The following is a 16,434-nucleotide window of genomic DNA, read 5'->3' on the forward strand; positions in this document are numbered from 1 at the left end:
TAGACAGCGTCGCCCAGAACGTAAGCGCACGGGACGCCGGCATCGAGCGCCGCCTCGACCATGGCGCGCGCCATCTTGGGCTTGGTCGCAAACTCGACCGTCTTCGGGATCGACGCCCTGGCACATCGCGCCCGATCCTTTGTCCAGCTCTCCGGCAGATAAAGGCGACGATCAACCAGCGCTTGGCCGTAGCGGCTCGCGTAAGCCAAGAACACGCCGATCTGGCTGTTCTCGATCCGCCCCGCCGTTCCCGAGTACTGACGCGCGACACCGGCGGAACGATCGCCCTTCTTCACAAATCCCGTCTCGTCGACGATCAGGACGCCATCCTCATCGCCCAACGCCTCCACCACATAATCGCGAACCTCGTCTCGGAGCCGATCAGCGTCCCAGTGGCTGCGCCCCAACAGCGACTGCATCCGATACGGCCGTTCCGCTCCGGACTGCTCAGCCATCAGCCAGCCTGTCTTGCGCTCAATGCCGGAAAGAAGGCCATCAAGAAAATCTGCGCCCGTCTCCCGCAACTCACGACGAGGAAGCACCCGCCCAACCCGCGCCTTCAGCGCCGTGAGCTCCTGCTCCCAAGCCAACAACGACCCTGACCACGAAGCGACAGACATGGTTCCCTCCATAACCTGTCGAGTGAATCAGAAAATCAAATGATCCGCAACTGTAGTACTAATTTGAACCTTTACTGTCCATCTATCGCTCCTTGAAATTGCAACCCTTGCGAATTCGGGCGCTCGGTGCCACACGGCTCCGGAAATGCGTCGGACGTTTCACACAACTTCACAGAATCTTTGCGACCGGAGATCACTGACAATGGTATTTCTCCGAAAGTAGCCGGCACGGCCAAGGACGCTGTGCCGATTTACCCTCGGACCACCGTACAGCACCAACATAGGAGTGAACAGCCAATGGCAAGAAGAAGAGCACTCATCCTTGTTGAAAGCCATCCAAGGTGCACTGGTCTGCTATACATCCAAGCAGCACAGCGTCTTGGTCTTCATCCAATTGTCCTGTCGGCCGAACCAGCTCGATACGACTACATTGCTACGGAAGGGATCGACGCAATTTGTGTCGATACACATAGTCTCGATGCGCTGATCCGCGAATGCTCCCGGCTAGATAAGACCTATGACATTGCTGGAATTACTTCCGACATAGAGTCGGTCTATGCGACAGTTGGCAAGGTCTGCCGGTATTTCGATCTTCCAGGACCGAACCCCGCATCGGTTGAACGATGCTGCGACAAATTCATTCAACGTCAGCTCCTCGCAGAGGCTGGCGTACCAATACCTGCTTACCGCTTGGCAACGAATGTGACAGATGTAGAAAGCGCTGCCGCGGAGATTGGACTGCCGGTAATTCTTAAGCCAGTGGTAGGTGCCGGCAGCAGAGGCGTCAGACTGTGCTGCAACCTCGGTGAGTTAGTCGAACATACTGCCTACCTGTTGGGCGGGAAGCACATATGGCGATCTCCGCCGAAGATACTGGTCGAAGAATTCGCACAAGGCCCTTACTATAACGTCGACATAATGGGCGATGAGGTCATTGGGATTTACGCCGGTGAGGTCCCCCCCCCGCATTTCGTCTTGCGTGAATCGATCCTACCGGCCCCACTGACTGATGCCGAACGGAAGAGAATCGTGGACATTTCGTTGAGCTGTTTGCAAGCTCTCGGCCTTGGCTGGGGTCCAACGAACGTTGAACTTCGGTGGACGAAGCGCGGCCCAGTCGTCATTGAATTCAATCCGCGTCTCCCTGGCACGCCCTGTCCTCAAATGATTCAGTTGGCCTATGGTGTCGATATAATCACCGAGCACATTAAGCTTGCGATCGGCGACCAATGGGACTTGCGCAAAACGCGTTCGCAGACTGCGGCCGCGCGGTACCTAGTTGCTGATTCCGATGGCACGCTCGATTGGATCGGCGGCGTCAGTCGGGCGGCCGCTGCGTCAGGTGTCGCCGAGGTCAGATTCTATGTTGAACCCAAGACGGCGATCATCAGAAAAGGGGATTCGGAAGACGGTATTGGACATGTCATCGTCTCTTCACCCAGCCCTGCTCGCACCAAGGCGACACTTCAGCGAGCCGTCGACTTAATCAGTTGGTCGATTACACCACTTCCGAGCCTTGGAGAATAGGAACAATTTGCGGACCTACCTCCCATCGGACATTGGTACGATAGAGGGCACCAGGGAGATGAGCGCAGGTGACAACCGGTTGATCGCCTGCTTCATCATTCGACAGTGACCACCATCCGCGGTAACAGCTACCGGCTTTGCGAAAAGCGTCGTTTCGGCCTATTGTACACGCATTCGCAGGGATGGCACCGTTGCCGCAACTTGCCGAGGTGTTGCTTCGCGGATCCTGTTTGCCGTCGGCGCGCCCCAGAGCGACGCGAGCGCCATAGATCATTAACGTGTGGAACTAACCCGTCTTATCATGATAGCCTGTTGGAGAGACTGGCGGATATGGTTGATTTGACTTAGGATAGTTGCTGAAGCCAACCTACTGCGTGTTTCGGCAATTCCCGAACACCCTTGGAGAGCGCCCCGACTGAAATCGCGGACAGTTTCCCCGCAAGGAGAGGAAACTGGGGCATGGCCGGACAGCAAAGAGTATCGAGAGTACCAAAAACTGGAGTTTCTGCAACCGTGGAGGCGGGGCGAAACCCTCAGCAGGTTGGCAGATGAGGTAGGCATCAGTCGCCAACGACTTAGGAGTGGCGTGATTATCTCAGGGGAGCCTCTCCGACATAATTGTGCACATCTGCCACCGATGCAGCGTGGACCGCGGTATCCCAAAACGGCTCTCGAGATGTGGCGACCCCGCTACGGGACGGGCCCACTCACTACGCGCTCCTTCTCACGGGCAATCTTTCTGACCCGGAAGCCCTAGCGGATGATCGGCTGGCCGTGGTTGCGGAGCGATCTCACACGCCTGGGCATTTAGCCGTCGCGCTATTTCGGCCTCGAGCCTCCCAAAATTCGGCGGCCACGGCGGTCAAATCGTTGGACGGGAAAACCCGAGGAGCAACAGCCGCTTTGTCACCCTGCCCTCGCCTCATCACCTTGGGCAAGAATGCGCTGGACCTTCCTTAAGACAAGGACTTGCGTTCATGGATGATTGATTTCGCCGATTTCGGTGTTGTCGATGAGGCGTCGGAAGCGGCCGCTGCGCGGCAAAAGGCTTCGCGCAGCCTGGCTGAGGCGAGCCGGTTCCGAACGCGCTTATCGGCCCGTAGGCGACCTCACGGGTCGAGCATCAGGCCGAGCCACTCGTCACGGCTGAGCTCGTTGGCGTTGTTCCGTTCGGCCAGTTCGCGACAGGCGGCAGCCTTGCCGGCCAAACCGAGGGCTGCATCTGGTCGAGGGTGAGGGTCGTCAGCATTCTTTCTTCCTTTCCTTCACTGGTAATAGGCGGAGCCACGGATGTTGGCGTGCTGGGGTGTCGGCTTTGCCGGTTCTGCGGAGCTTGCTAATCGAGGCCCGCCTTGAGGATTGCGGTGACGGAGGAGTAAGCGATCGCGTTAATCAGCAGCGCGACCGCAGCGGCATCGAGACGCTCCGGCCATAGCTCGGCGCCAGCGACAGGATGCCCATGGCCGAGCGGTACATGGCCGCAACGCTGCGAGCTAACGCACGGCGCCTTGGAGTATATCCGACGGGCTGCCCTCCCGCATAAACGCGATAGGGACGCCCGGCGGAGTCGGAAGCCGTATCCATGGGTCATAGAGGGCGACATCAAGGGCTGCTTCGACCATCATCATCTGTTGGAAAGCTACGCAAGCGCGTCGCTGACCGGAGGGTGACGAGGCTGATCGGGCAATTCCCGAAGGCCGGTGTTCTGTCGGAGGAGAAGTTCCTTCGCACAGACGCCGACAACCCCTTAGGGCGGGATTCTCTCACCGCTGCTCGCCAACATCGCGCTCAGCGTGATCGAGCGGTATGAACGGTGGGTGTATCAGCGCACCAAGGCCCATGCCGACCGCAAAATGTGATGGGAGGACCGCGGCAGGCAGAGCGCGCTACTGGGATCCGATGGCTGGTCGCTGTGCGTTTCTACCGTTGCGCTACGTCGATGACTTTGTGGTGCTGGTGTCTGGCACACGGGAGGATGCCATCGCGGAGAAGACCGCGCTGGCGGCCTACCTGCGTCGGGCCATGGGCCTTCAGTTGTCGCCGGAAAAGACGAAGGTCACAGCCATGACAGAGGGGTCGAATTCCTCGGATTCCGCTTCATCATGCATTGGGACAAGCGCCAAGGCTATGGCCCGCGCATAGAAATTCCCAAAGCAAAGGCTGCCAACCTGCGTCGAAAGGTCAAGGCACATACGGGAACGAGTTCTGCCCCACCGCGGTATCGCGGGCAGCGTCAAGCCACCAGATTTGGCAGTTCCTGAAAAACCTGAACAGGCTATCTTCAAGTCCTGTCAGCAACCAACCGGGCAGAAAATGGCCCGGCGACTCGACAACAAACGGCGACAAGACTTTCCAAGCTCAGGGCCTGCCACCCGCTGACCGGATCGACCAAACTTCGAGTGCCCAGGTATCCATCGAGTCGCGCTAAACGCTATCATAAGGCCACAAGAAAGGAACTGCCCATGACGATCGCGACGGTACCTGCAATCAGCGAAGCCGATGCACGAATTGAGCGCAGACTTTGCGAGTTAGCAAGTTGCGATCCAGCCTCGATCTGGGAGGCTCAAGACGAACTGTGTCGCGCGATTGCAGAGGCGGGCATGCACTTTGAGGGCGGGGCGTATCCCGTATGTCTCCGGCCCCTTGCGATAGACTGCTGTCTGGCAAGTCACCTCAGTGCTACCGCCGAGGCTGTGGTCAGGCTTCTTGATGTCGCCGCTGAGCTGTATTGCCGCAATGAAGATGTACAAGACCTATTTCCCGCCTATAAACATTTGCGGCATTGGATCACTTGTCTCCCAACACATCGTCCGATTGTAACAATATGTCGACTGGATGGCCTTTTCGGCAGCAATGGCCATTATAAGATAATCGAAACCAATACCGAGTCGCCTGGCGGCGTTATTCAGAATGGCCTCGCCGCAAATGTTTGGAGCCGTATACCCAACCCATTGACACATGGCCTATCGCTCGACGTGAGCAAACAGCCTTTCGCGAAAGATCCCAACTGCTTTGTCCGGGAGCTGGTCTCTACCTGTTATTCAGCGACTGGCGGCGAACTCAAAAATGCCGCTGTGGTCAATTTTCGCGGGCGGTACACAAACGAAGTAGACTGGATTGTAAACGGTCTAAGAGACGCGGGCGTCAAGGTAGCATTGCTAGATGCTAGCGCGATGAAGCGAACACCTCGCGGACTAGCTGGTCCGGACGGCCAACTCATCCAACTTGTCTACAATAAACTCGACCCCAGAGACATCATTGAGGCCGAGGAATTAAGAGACTACTTGGACGCCTGCGCAGCTCGAGAAGTGGTTTCGATAAACCCGTGGATCTCCCAGTGGATATTATCCGACAAGGCAATCCTCGCTGTACTCACCGACGATCGATTCAGCACGAACTTCGACGCGGAGCAGATTGAGCTTATTGCACGCCACATTCCATGGACTCGTCTTGTTAGAGCGGGAGTAACAACCGACGCCGAACGGCGTCGGATCGACCTCATCGGCTACATCCGAGAGAACAAGGCCCATCTTGTTCTGAAGCCCTCTAATGCGACCCGCGGGGAGGATGTGTTGGTTGGGCGTCTCACGTCCCCAGAGGTGTGGGAGGAACACATTGACCGGGCCGCCTGCAATACTTACGTTGTTCAAGAATACGTCAGACCCGGAAAGGTTACGACCCTGCACCCGCCAAGCCGCTCGACCGACAGAATGGCGTATGGAATTGACTGTTATGTATTCGGTGGCCGCTTGGCAGGTTTTCAGTCGCGCGCAAGCTTCGATCCTGTGATGAACGTTGGGCGAAGCGGGATCCTACTACCGGTCGCTATTAATTAATTTTCCAACGGCGCTCGCCAGAATGTATCCCATTGCGTGAAGAACTGTGGCGTCGAGCCGATAAACGTCGTCGTAAAGAGTTGTAGCGAAACTTAGAGTGCTCGATGATCGCTGAGGAAGGTGAGATTAGTCCCCACACCGCGAATGCGGAATTGGCGCAACGCCCTGGGCGCGAGTTGGAATTGAGGGAGAAGGCGCGTGTTCGCCTACTCCACCCTTTTATCTGGAGGTCCGCGACCGTGGGCGGATCGGCTCGGTCGCCGTCATCACCGCAGTCGGCGTCAACGCGGACGGTTGGCGCGAGGTATTGGCCGTGGATATTGGTGCGTCGGAGGGCGGCCGAGTCGATCTGGATGGAGTTCCTAGGCAAGCTGACAGTCGCGGCCTGCCCGGTCAAGCTCGTCCTCTCGATGCCAACGAAGGCCTCAAGGCGGCCGCCACTAAGGTTCTATCGGCGGCATGGCAGCGCGGCTGGCCGGCTTGACAGGGCGGGGCGAGAACCTTGTGGGTTTACCTGGATGGCCGGTTCATGGTGAAGCACGGAAGGGAACCGCCTGACGTGAAAGTTTAATGCGTTGCGCCGGTGGGCCAGGCGCGGCACCTCTTCAACAGATGGGGTGATTGGGGTCTCGCCCGAGCCCACATGCGGGCGGCTGCTCCTGTCGGGATGTTAGAACGTGGTCGCCTTGGAGCGCCACAAACATCGGAAGGAGCAGCCATGAAGTATTTTGCTGGATTAGACGTATCTTTGGAAGAGACCGCGATTTGCGTCGTTGATGAGAGCAGTCGGATCGTGAAGGAAACACGAGCGGCGAGCGAACCGCAGGCCTTGTCCGATGCGTTGCGGAAGCTCGATCTGCCGCTGGAGCGCATCGGGCTGGAAGCGTGCTCGCTGACGGCCTGGCTTCACGATGGGATTGCGCGCCGAAGGCCTGCCTGCGATCTGTATAGAGACGCGCCAGGCCAATGCGGCCATGAAGACGATGCCTAACAAGACCGATCGCAACGATGCCCGCGCGCTTGCGCAGATCATGCGCACGGGCTGGTATCGGCAGGTGCATGTGAAGAGCCGGCAATGCCGGTTGTGGCGCGCGCTGTTGGTGGCCCGCCGCACGGTGCTGAACGAGATGCGCAGCATAGAGAATGTTGCGCGCGCCATCCTGCGCGAGACCGGTATCAAGCTCGGCACGCCCTCGCGCACCGCCTTTGCTGATCGCGTGCGCGAGCTGGTCGGCGCCGACGCCGAGGCGATGGTGATGGTCGAGCCGCTGCTTTCGATCCTCGGCTCCATGCTCAAGGAGTTCGCCCGCCTGACCAAGCAGGTTCTCGACATCGTCCGCAAGGAGGAAGTCTGTCGGCGACTGATGAGCGCGCCCGGCGTCGGACCGATCACCGCGCTCACCTTCCGCGCCACGATTGACCGGCCGGAGCGGTTCGGCTCCTCGCGGGCAGTGGGAGCGCATCTGGGGCTGACGCCAGCGCGATACCAGTCCGGTGAAACCGACATTCAGGGCAAGGTCAGCCGTTGCGGCGACGAACTCGCCCGCACTGCCCTCTACGAGGCAGCACATTCGCTACTCGTGCGCTCGAAGAAATGGTCGAGCTTGCGCGCCTGGGGCATGAACATCGCCAACGTGGCGGCATGGCGCGAGCCCGCGTGGCGGTGGCCCGCAAGCTGGCCGTTATCCTGCACCGCATGTGGGCCGACGCAACCGAATTCCGCTTTGGAAAGGAAGCCGGCATCGCCATGAAAAATAGAACAAGGAACAAAACGAACACAGACAGTGGTTCGCCCGAGAGGGTGATCCGGATCGTTCCCGTGGGGACGATTGGCAAGGCGATCTCGTTAGCAGGCACGATCCTGAGGCGATCCCAAGGTCGTTCAACAGATTGAGACGCCTCGCTCTCCTGACCCCATCATGCGGCGGCTTCGCGCCGACCGCGAAGAGAAGCGAGTGACCCGCGGGGCGACATGATCCGGAAAGAAGACAGGAAAAGCTTGACCTCACCGACCCCAATCAGAGAAGCCTGCTAGATCTATTTCAACCGCACAGCTTTGCGTGCTCCGCATTCAGCACCCGACGCATTTTTGGCGCAAACCTCAGAGTTCGAGAATAGTTGGTCGAGACGATCCGCTTCTTTTTTGGGTCGCCAACGATCACGAAATGGGCGACCCCAGTTTTCCGCGCAAAAGTGGTCTGACCCACATTTGATGAATTTGCATGGCGGCGTGGTGATGTTTTCTGGGGGGGGTTAGCACCACGGTGAGAAATTCGCGTTTGTAGTCCTCGATCTTGACGGGATTGGCTGTCGAGGCCATCGCTGAGAACGAAGGAATGATCGTCATACCCCGCGGTCAGGGACGCTGGCGCCGCGTTGCCCTCTTTGCCGCAGTGTGTCGAGCCGGGGTAACCATCCGGTCCGGGCCGCAGCAGACGCGCGATCTGCGCTAAACTGGGCGGATGGAGATCGGCACGGACAAGATCGATGACGCGGTCTTGGCGCTGCGTTGGCTGACGCTGCACAATAGCGATGCGCCTGGAAGAGATTTGATTGGATTGTGACGGATCGTCTGCATCGGAAGGGGCTGATTGCAAAACCCTGTGAACAAGGTTTAGTCATTGGTCGTGACGGAGGGGGTATTCAGCGTTCGGAGGAACTGTTCCGCGCTGTTTACGCGGCCGAGGCCATAAGGATCTGGCGGGGCTGCCAATGCCCCGGCACGCGCCCGGCGCGGTTACATGGAAGGGGGCGGCTGGGCGATCTTCTCGCATCCCGAGAACTTTTCGCGCACCGTCTGGATTACCTTCCACTGGCGCGCGTTGATTTCCAGCGTCTTCGTGATCCAGCGTCTCCGTGAGTCCTCGCCCAGCTTCGACAGTTTCGCCGATCCGCATGAGGGACAGCTTTTGGGCGAGGCGATGACGACGCGCTCGCGCGGCAGGTGCTCTGGAAAACGGCTTGCGCGACGGGCTGCTTGCGCTCGAACGATTTGATCGACTGGCAGGGGCCGTCGATGGGATAGCGGTTTTGTCTTTGCGATCGGGGGAGGATGTGATTCGCTCGGGCCTGTGAAATCCGCCATGAGGAAGGGCTTTCCGTCGCTGGCTCAGCAGGTCCAGGAGGTGCTCAAGCGCGATCCCGTGAGCGGCGCCCGACGGTGTCGGTGGGACCAGCCACACCCGAACGGCAGTCGCGACCGGAGTCATCCCTGTCGCGCCAGAAGCGGCAGAACATGGGGCAAGAGCTGTAGAAGTTTGCACTTGATCAGACAGTTGGCGTCTGAGAATGGTCCGTTTTGCCTGTCCGATGGGATCAGGCGGCGATCATTTTCTCCTTCGCCAGCGGGGCCGTGTCAAGGAAGGTCTGCATCGGCGTCTTGTCGAAGCACCAGCGGCCCTGATGTGGGCGCTCCTCATTGTAACTTCTGACCCATTCATCCAGATCGGCCTGCAGCTCCTCGATCGAGCCGTAGATCTTCTTCCTGAAGGCGGCCCGGTAGAACTCGTTCAGCACCGTCTTGTGGAACCGTTCAACAATGCCATTGGTCTGCGGGTTCTTGGTCTTGGTGCGGGAATGATCCACATCCTCGAGCGCCAGATAGAGCTCGTATTCGTGATGTTCGGGATTGCCGCAATATTCGGTGCCGCGGTCGGTCAGCACCCGGCTTAGCTTCACGTCGTGGGCGTCGAAGAACGGCACCACGCGGTCGTTGAGGAGATCGGCGGCGGTGATCGGCGTCTTGCGGTCATAGAGCTTGGCGAAGGCGACCTTCGAATAGGTGTCGAGGAAGGTCTGCTGATAGATGCGCCCCCCACCACCGGGACTGTCAGGAATTCTGTGCGCGAGGCCATGATGATGGAAAGGAGAGAATCATCACATGGCTATTGAGAAGGAACTTCTGGACCAACTGCTTGCGGGTCGCGATCCGAATGAGGTTTTCGCCAGAGACGGGCTGCTCGACGATCTGAAGAAGGCGCTTTCGGAGCGGATTCTGAACGCCGAACTGGACGAGCACCTCAATGAGGAGCAGGCCGACGGCAACGCCAATCGCCGCAATGGCCATTCGCGGAAATCGGTGCTGACGGGCACATCGAAGATGACGCTGACGATCCCGCGCGACCGTGCCGGAACCTTCGATCCGAAGCTGATCGCCAAATATCAGCGCCGCTTCCCAGACTTCGACGAGAAGATCATCTCCATGACGGTGCGCGAGATCCGCGGCCACCTGGAGGAGCTCTACGGCATAGACGTGTCGCCGGACCTGATCTCGGCCGTCACCGACGCTGTCCTGGAGGAAGTGGCAGAGTGGCAGAATCGCCCGCTGGATGTGGTCTATCCGCTCGTCTTCTTCGATGCCATCCGGGTCAAGATCAGGGACGAGGGCTTCGTCAGGAACAAGGCCGTCTACATCGCGCTCGGCATCCTGCCGGATGGCACGAAGGAGATCCTCGGCATCTGGATCGAGCAGACCGAGGGCGCCAAGTTCTGGCTGCGCGTCATGAACGAGTTGAAGAGTCGTGGCGTCGCCGACGTCTTGATCGCCGTCGTCGATGGCCTAAAGGGTTTTCCCGAGGCGATCAACGCCGTCTTCCCCCAAACCGTGGTTCAAACCTGCATCGTGCACCTGATCCGCCATTCCCTGGAGTTCGTGTCGTGGAAGGACCGCAAGCCCGTCGTGCCGGCGCTGCGTGCGATCTACCGGGCCAAGGACGCCGAAGCCGGCATGAAGGCCCTGGAGGAATTCGAGGCCGGCTACTGGGGCCAGCGATATCCCGCGATCACTCAGAGCTGGCGGCGCAACTGGCAGCACGTCGTGCCGTTCTTCGCCTTCCCAGAAAGCGTGCGCCGGATCATCTACACGACGAATGCAATTGAGGCGTTGAACTCCAAGCTGCGCCGCGCCGTCCGCACCCGCGGACACTTCCCGAGTGACGACGCGGCGATGAAACTGCTATATCTGGTCCTGAACCATGCGGCTGAGGAATGGAAACGACCGCCGCGCGAATGGTTCGAGGCCAAGACCCAGTTCGCCGTTGTCTTCGGCGAGAGGTTCGTCAGCCAATGACGAGACCGGCCTCGCGCACAGAATTCCTGACAGTCCCCCCCCTTCATGTTGCCGACATAGAAGGTGTCCTGGCCGCCGCAATAGCCGGCATTCACTCTCGAACTCACCATGCGCCTCCTTGTCCAGCTTGGCCTTTCCAGCGCCGCCAATTGGCTCTCGGTGAGCACGATACCGTCTTGGGCGACCTTCGCCTCCAGCGCCTTCAGCCGCTTCTTCATCGTCTCCAGATCGTGACGCTGCCACACCCCGCGTACGCCCGATGGCGAGACCGAGTGGCCGAGCTTGCGCATTTCGTTGGCGATGCGGGTCTGTCCATAGGCGGGATATTCCAGCGTCAGCTCGAGGATGATCGCCTCGATCTGCGGTGGCGTGCGGTTGGCCAACAGCGGCTTCCTGCGCGTCAATTCCTGCAGCGCCAGTTCGCCGCCGGTCTCGTAAAGCTCCTTGAAGCGGTAGAAGCTGTCGCGCGAATAGCCCATCATCTTGCAGGCCTGGCTGACATTGCCGAGCTGTTTGGCCAGCTCCAGCAGCCCCACCTTGGCGCGGATGACCTTTTGGTCCTTGGTCATGTCAGTGTCCTTTCTAACGCCGAGGCCGGGCGCTGCGAACCCTGACCACTCCGCGCCCGGCCTCGGCTCAAGCTTCAGCCTAGGACACCGTCTGTCAGATAAAGTTTAAACTTTTACACAAGAGCGTCGTCATCGACCTGATTGTCGCCGTGGCCGACCAGAGATCCGACCCAGGTGCCGAAACTCGCAGCCATCATGGACGACGCCAAGCTCGACGTGCTCGCCTATATGACCTTCCCGAAGGAACATCATGCCAAGCTCTCGACCAGAGCACCTCAATGGCGAGATCAAGTCGCTATAGTCGCCGTTATGCGGAAGCTTCGTCACCGCCAATGCACTCGTCAAAAGCCGATCGCATCTGGGGCGAAACACGAACTTGATCACAACGGGAACTGAACTAATAGCGCCGAAAGATGCCACACCTTCGCCGCTTGCCCCATAGCATCTACGCCAGTCGGCACGATCGGTCGAACAACCTATTGATCGTCCCGACCCTGCCGCCAGTGGCGGTCGCTTCGGAAAATATCAATGACAGCCGCTTCGTCCGATACGACAGCCGGGCAGCCTCTTGCGCCGCGCCGCAGCCGCTGCAACAGAACCTTTAAATGAAATTGCAGAAATTTTGCGACCGCCGATCGCTGATAATGGTACGCCACCGCTCTGAAAACACTGATGTCGATTCACCTTCGACTGCCACACAAAACACCGCAAGGATGATTTGTCGATGCTTTTGGGCTTGGCTGTGGCTATGTGGCTATTATGAACAATCATCTCGTCGGATCGATGTGCATGACGTTCTTTAGGGAGGTCCTGACTATCGGCCTTCTGGTTGTCGACGAGAAGTGCGCAGTCAGGATGTGTGCGCGGATGGCCCCGTTGTGGGCCGCCGGCAGTACGGATAGCTGCGCCTCAGGAGAAATCCGCCTCCATCGTTGCCGCTCTCTTTGCGTTGTGGAAAAAGAAGCTGCCCAAGCTTTCGGGAGAATCGAAGCCCGCCGAGGCGATCCGCTATTCACTCGGCCGGCGTGCCGCGATCGGGTGCTTCCTCACCGACGGCCGGATCGAAATCGAACGCCGTTTCCGGCGAGGCTCTCCGGATCGTTTCACCACCGCGGAGGGCGCAACATGAGAACCCAGTTACCCCCGACACGATCCCTCGTGGTCGTTCGCCAACTCAGCTTGCCGCTCGACTCGCAGAAGCTGAAGCGGCTGAGTTCAGCGCAACGGAGCATAGTGATCTCCCAGCTCGCCAACACACTGATGGCCGCCGCCGACGTGGCAGCGGAGGAGGAGAGCTGCGATGACGTGCGGTAATCTGATTCCGACTGCCGTACTCAAGCGCAAGGCCGTCGTCTATGTGCGTCAATCCACTCAGGCGCAGGTCCAGCTCAACCTTGAGAGCCAACGTCGGCAATATGAGCTTGTCGACGTCCCGCGGCGCTGGGGATTCCGCAAAGTAGAGGTGATCGACGAGGATCAGAGACGAACCGCAAGCGGGGCTGTGGAGCGCACCGGTTATCGAGCGCCTGGTCGACGATCTGTGCACGGGCCATGTGGGCGCCGTGCTTTGCCTGGAGGCGTCCCGCCTGTCGCGCAATGGGCCGGACTGGCATCGGCTGCTCGAGTTGTGCGGGGAAGTCGATGCACGCGTAATCTATCTGGACGGAGTCTACGATCCCGGATTGCAGAACGACCGCCTACTGCTCGGTATGAAGGCAGCGTCAGCGAGTTCAAGCTCGGCGTGCTGCGTGCCCGGATGTACGAGGCCGCCCGCGCGAAGGCACAGCGCGGGGAAATGCGCGTCTCCGTGCCCTTCGGCTATGTCTGGCACGGCGATTACGGTCTCGCTGGCCGCGTTCGCAAGAGCTATGGCCATTACAAGCTGCCTTGCGAGTCGGCGATGGTGCTCAAGGACCATCACGAAGGTTACATCGGATGGATCAGGAACTGCTCGCGGCCAACGCTTATGGCAAAGCCGGCGGCGTCAAGTGGGGCCACGGCGGTCGCGCGCTGCTCCCCCCTTGGCGACGGAGGCGGACGGACATGGGCCACTCTCCACCACGCTGCTGAGCACCGCCAACATGAATCAGTCTATCCGCTCGCCCCGGGTCACCTTGATCCTCGGGCGCATCGTCAATGGCTGGCCAAACAGCGATATCGACGCCTGAAAGGCTAATAAGGACACTGTCAGCATATGGAGAATGTTATGGAAAGTAATTCACACGCAGTCGACGATGATCCAGCCCAGCAGGGTGGCTACTTTGATACCGTCGGTTCGATTGCGACGAACGTTGCAGACGGCTTTACGATGGTTGCAGTCGGCGACCTCATTGTGTCGCGGTCACTGACCAAAGGCCATCATCCTGGCTTCAGCGACGTCGTCGAGATCCTCCATGAGGCCGATGTCACGTTCGGCAACATGGAAACCAACATCTTCGATATCCGATCGTTCAAGGGAAGTCCGCAGGCCGAGTACGGCGGTGCATATCTTGCCAGCCCATCAGAGATCGGACCAGACCTGAAGGCGATGGGATTCAACTTGGTCAGTCGCGCGAATAATCATACCCTGGACTGGGGCCTTGAAGGCATGCGCGAGACGAGCCGACTGCTCGATGAGAACGGTATCGTTCACGCAGGTGCGGGCGAGAATCTCGCACAAGCCGGCGCCGCGCGCTTTCTGGAGACCGCACGCGGTCGCGTGGCGTTGGTGTCATTTGCTGCAAGATACACCCCTATGTCTCGTGCGTGCGATCCCGCTGGAGAAGCGCCAGGCAGACCAGGACTCAACGCCCTTCGTTTAGCTGTTAGCATCGTGGTCTCGCCGGAGATGCTCGAGAGCTTGAAGCAGCTACGCAACGCGTTGCCCGCTCCGGGTCCAAGCCGCAAGAATCCAAAACGCGTCGAATTCACTCCGGATCCCTACCATGGGGGTGTGACATATGAAACCGGCGACAAGGTCGGTTACAGCTATAAGCCCAACCCCCGCGATGTCGCCGACATTCTACGAAATATTCGGCGGGGTAAGCAGTACTCCGACTTCTGCATCGCAACTAGCCACTGTCACCAGCCCGGGAATTGGTGCCAGCAGCCGCCTGACTACGAACAATCGTTTGCGCATCAGCTAATTGACGCCGGAGCCGACGCATATGTAGGGCATGGACCGCACCAGTTGCGCGGCATCGAGATCTACAAGAACCGGCCGATTTTTTATAGTTTGGGGAACTTCTTTTGTGACGACCTGCGGTCGCCCGTCGGGGCTGACATGTTCGAGGTCTACGGGAAGGACCCACGAGTCGACACGGATGCCGAGGTGACAATCGCCTCGAACGACGGCTGGGCCGACACAGTCTTCTTCGAGAGCGTTGCCACCGTCAGCCGATTTGAACAAAACCAGGTTGCTGAATTGTGGCTCTATCCGATCGAGCTCGGTTTCTCAGAGAGGTTTGCCAATCGTGGTGTCCCGCGGCTTGCTTCGGCGGCTCAGGGAAGATCTATTCTGGAGCGTCTTCAGAAGCTCTCGAAGCTATTTGGCACCGAGATTGCCATAGAGAACGACATCGGCGTCATTAGACTGAAACTCACCTCGCCGCAGTAACCCGGGTCGGTGTGTTTCCCGACAGTGTCTATGGCACAGAATTGAGGTAGTGAGCTAAGGAGCACAACGGATATGCCGAGATAAACATCAAGATGGAACAGGAAGCGCTTGAGGCTTGTCGGGTGCCTTCAGCTTCGGCGGGACCGCTCCGAAGACTGGTCTGGCAAAGCGAGCCAAAACTCTCGAATGTCTAGCCAGATTCTAACTGTTATGAGCTCGCCGTGATCGAGAGCCGTTGGAGAGACGGAGGGCCGGCCGCTAACCCCGCGGGACACAAACACCCTCTGAAGTCTGGTGTCAGCTGCGCCAGTTTCTACGATCCCGAGATCAACCGGCGCTTGGGCGTCGTCAGCGAATGGGCAAGGCGACGGCGTCGCGCCGAGCAGGCAACTGATTAGCAACTCCACAAGGTGCCGTCGCCAGTCGCCAGAACGATCGCGCCGCTGATGCCAGTATCCGGTACTGATCCTCTTCACTCCAACGACGACGCTCAGGGCCGGTCAATAATGTCACATGACTCATGCTGTGCTGCAAACTACGCTCGTAAGGACAACCTTAAGAGCGCAGCCTCGCTACCGGGCCATGCTCGCGCAAGGCGGCCCTCGCCGGACCTCGCCGGAGGGATACGGAAAAACAGCGTACGCATCCGGTGAAGACCGCAGACGTGCGTATCTGGTGGCCATGAGGACCTGAGCACCGGAGTGCTGGGGTCAAGCTTTCGATGGGGAGACGCTATGATATTCTTCGAGGAGGAGTTTGATCTCCTCGATGCCTTCATCGGTGAAGGCCAAGATCCCGTCGTCATCGTTGGCGCCGTAAACCCAGATGACGCCGTCCTCGGGCTCGAGACCGAGGGTCAGGTCCTGGATGAGCGCTTCGCTGACGCCGAGGTCCGTGGCGACACGGTCGACGGTACAGACGTGTTGCACCTTATTGCGCTGCATGAGCAGGCCGCCGCTGGTTGGGTCCGCAATTTTGCGGATCTCCAGTAAGCGCTGTTCTCAGGCCACGGCCTTTAGCTCGGGCGCGCGGATGTAGGCCCAGGGCAGCAGGTCGTCGATCTGGCTGTTCGGATGGCCGTTGACGATCCTGGTGAGGACATCGGCGACATAGCCGAGCGGGTCAACGCTGTTAAGCTTGCAGGTTTCGATCAGCGAGGCGATGACGGCCCAGTGTTCGGCGCCGCCGTCCGACGGGACCTCATGATGCCCGGATTCTA

General features: G+C 59.2%; 9 protein-coding genes and 9 pseudogenes. 12 read left to right on the top strand and 6 right to left on the bottom strand.

What is annotated here, in order from left to right:
* A partial coding sequence (locus NKJ46_RS33375) for an IS701 family transposase (RefSeq protein ID WP_352671437.1) occupies positions 1 to 620 on the bottom strand: 620 nt, incomplete at its 3' end.
* A gap of 297 nt (positions 621 to 917) precedes the next feature.
* On the opposite strand from NKJ46_RS33375, the gene NKJ46_RS33380 reads away from it, so the two are divergent.
* Together NKJ46_RS33380 and NKJ46_RS33385 are read left to right on the top strand one after the other, a co-directional pair.
* Positions 918 to 2,147 carry an ATP-grasp domain-containing protein gene (locus NKJ46_RS33380; protein WP_352671440.1) on the top strand — a complete coding sequence of 410 codons (1,230 nt, stop codon included), beginning with the start codon at positions 918 to 920 and terminating at the stop codon, positions 2,145 to 2,147.
* Between the two features lie 78 nt (positions 2,148 to 2,225).
* Positions 2,226 to 2,312 (top strand): annotated as a pseudogene (locus tag NKJ46_RS33385) (ATP-binding protein); the annotation flags it as partial.
* Between the two features lie 430 nt (positions 2,313 to 2,742).
* Here the strand turns inward: NKJ46_RS33385 and NKJ46_RS34925 are convergent.
* Positions 2,743 to 2,835: pseudogene (locus NKJ46_RS34925) on the bottom strand (hypothetical protein); the annotation flags it as partial.
* 1,774 nt (positions 2,836 to 4,609) lie between these two features.
* On the opposite strand from NKJ46_RS34925, the gene NKJ46_RS33390 reads away from it, so the two are divergent.
* The 4 genes and pseudogenes from NKJ46_RS33390 to NKJ46_RS33405 form a co-directional block, all read left to right on the top strand.
* Positions 4,610 to 5,983, top strand: a complete 1,374-nt coding sequence (locus tag NKJ46_RS33390) for a hypothetical protein (protein ID WP_352671442.1) — start codon at positions 4,610 to 4,612, stop codon at positions 5,981 to 5,983.
* Positions 5,984 to 6,206: 223 nt separating this feature from the next.
* Positions 6,207 to 6,467: a transposase gene (locus NKJ46_RS33395; RefSeq protein ID WP_352671457.1), complete on the top strand. Its 261-nt coding sequence runs from the start codon at positions 6,207 to 6,209 to the stop codon at positions 6,465 to 6,467.
* Between the two features lie 234 nt (positions 6,468 to 6,701).
* A pseudogene (locus tag NKJ46_RS33400) lies at positions 6,702 to 7,718 on the top strand (IS110 family RNA-guided transposase); the annotation flags it as partial.
* Between the two features lie 727 nt (positions 7,719 to 8,445).
* Positions 8,446 to 8,660 (top strand): annotated as a pseudogene (locus NKJ46_RS33405) (DUF6429 family protein); the annotation flags it as partial.
* 72 nt (positions 8,661 to 8,732) lie between these two features.
* Here NKJ46_RS33405 and NKJ46_RS33410 read toward each other — a convergent pair.
* Positions 8,733 to 8,983 (bottom strand): annotated as a pseudogene (locus NKJ46_RS33410) (IS66 family transposase zinc-finger binding domain-containing protein); the annotation flags it as partial.
* Positions 8,984 to 9,298: 315 nt separating this feature from the next.
* Positions 9,299 to 9,802, bottom strand: a pseudogene (locus NKJ46_RS33415) (integrase core domain-containing protein); the annotation flags it as partial.
* 61 nt (positions 9,803 to 9,863) lie between these two features.
* Here NKJ46_RS33415 and NKJ46_RS33420 point away from each other — a divergent pair.
* Positions 9,864 to 11,051 (top strand): IS256 family transposase, encoded by a 1,188-nt coding sequence (locus NKJ46_RS33420; protein ID WP_352671443.1) that lies wholly within the window; start codon positions 9,864 to 9,866, stop codon positions 11,049 to 11,051.
* 38 nt (positions 11,052 to 11,089) lie between these two features.
* Here the strand turns inward: NKJ46_RS33420 and NKJ46_RS33425 are convergent.
* Positions 11,090 to 11,620 (bottom strand): annotated as a pseudogene (locus tag NKJ46_RS33425) (helix-turn-helix domain-containing protein); the annotation flags it as partial.
* An 895-nt stretch (positions 11,621 to 12,515) separates the two neighbouring features.
* On the opposite strand from NKJ46_RS33425, the pseudogene NKJ46_RS33435 reads away from it, so the two are divergent.
* The 5 genes and pseudogenes from NKJ46_RS33435 to NKJ46_RS33455 form a co-directional block, all read left to right on the top strand.
* A pseudogene (locus tag NKJ46_RS33435) lies at positions 12,516 to 12,692 on the top strand (IS66 family transposase); the annotation flags it as partial.
* 53 nt (positions 12,693 to 12,745) lie between these two features.
* Positions 12,746 to 12,934, top strand: coding sequence for a hypothetical protein (locus NKJ46_RS33440; RefSeq protein ID WP_352671446.1), 189 nt, complete (start codon positions 12,746 to 12,748; stop codon positions 12,932 to 12,934).
* A pseudogene (locus tag NKJ46_RS33445) lies at positions 12,921 to 13,636 on the top strand (recombinase family protein); the annotation flags it as partial. The gene NKJ46_RS33440 and the pseudogene NKJ46_RS33445, both read left to right, overlap by 14 nt.
* 190 nt (positions 13,637 to 13,826) lie before the next feature.
* Positions 13,827 to 15,215, top strand: coding sequence for a CapA family protein (locus NKJ46_RS33450; RefSeq protein WP_352671449.1), 1,389 nt, complete (start codon positions 13,827 to 13,829; stop codon positions 15,213 to 15,215).
* A 734-nt stretch (positions 15,216 to 15,949) separates the two neighbouring features.
* The gene (locus NKJ46_RS33455) at positions 15,950 to 16,207 is read left to right on the top strand and encodes a hypothetical protein (protein WP_352671452.1); all 258 of its coding nucleotides are present in this window, start codon (positions 15,950 to 15,952) and stop codon (positions 16,205 to 16,207) included.
* Positions 16,208 to 16,216: 9 nt separating this feature from the next.
* Here NKJ46_RS33455 and NKJ46_RS33460 read toward each other — a convergent pair.
* A partial coding sequence (locus NKJ46_RS33460) for a transposase domain-containing protein (protein ID WP_352671454.1) occupies positions 16,217 to 16,434 on the bottom strand: 218 nt, incomplete at its 5' end.

The organism is Mesorhizobium sp. M0166, assembly GCF_040322255.1.
Classification (GTDB): Bacteria; Pseudomonadota; Alphaproteobacteria; order Rhizobiales; family Rhizobiaceae; genus Mesorhizobium.

Bases quoted from the DNA above. Each gene is read 5' to 3' on its own strand.
- NKJ46_RS33450 (WP_352671449.1), top strand. From the start codon at position 13,827: ATGGAAAGTAATTCACACGCAGTCGACGATGATCCAGCCCAGCAGGGT.
- NKJ46_RS33455 (WP_352671452.1), top strand. From the start codon at position 15,950: ATGATATTCTTCGAGGAGGAGTTTGATCTCCTCGATGCCTTCATCGGT.
- NKJ46_RS33420 (WP_352671443.1), top strand. From the start codon at position 9,864: ATGGCTATTGAGAAGGAACTTCTGGACCAACTGCTTGCGGGTCGCGAT.
- NKJ46_RS33390 (WP_352671442.1), top strand. From the start codon at position 4,610: ATGACGATCGCGACGGTACCTGCAATCAGCGAAGCCGATGCACGAATT.
- NKJ46_RS33380 (WP_352671440.1), top strand. From the start codon at position 918: ATGGCAAGAAGAAGAGCACTCATCCTTGTTGAAAGCCATCCAAGGTGC.
- NKJ46_RS33440 (WP_352671446.1), top strand. From the start codon at position 12,746: ATGAGAACCCAGTTACCCCCGACACGATCCCTCGTGGTCGTTCGCCAA.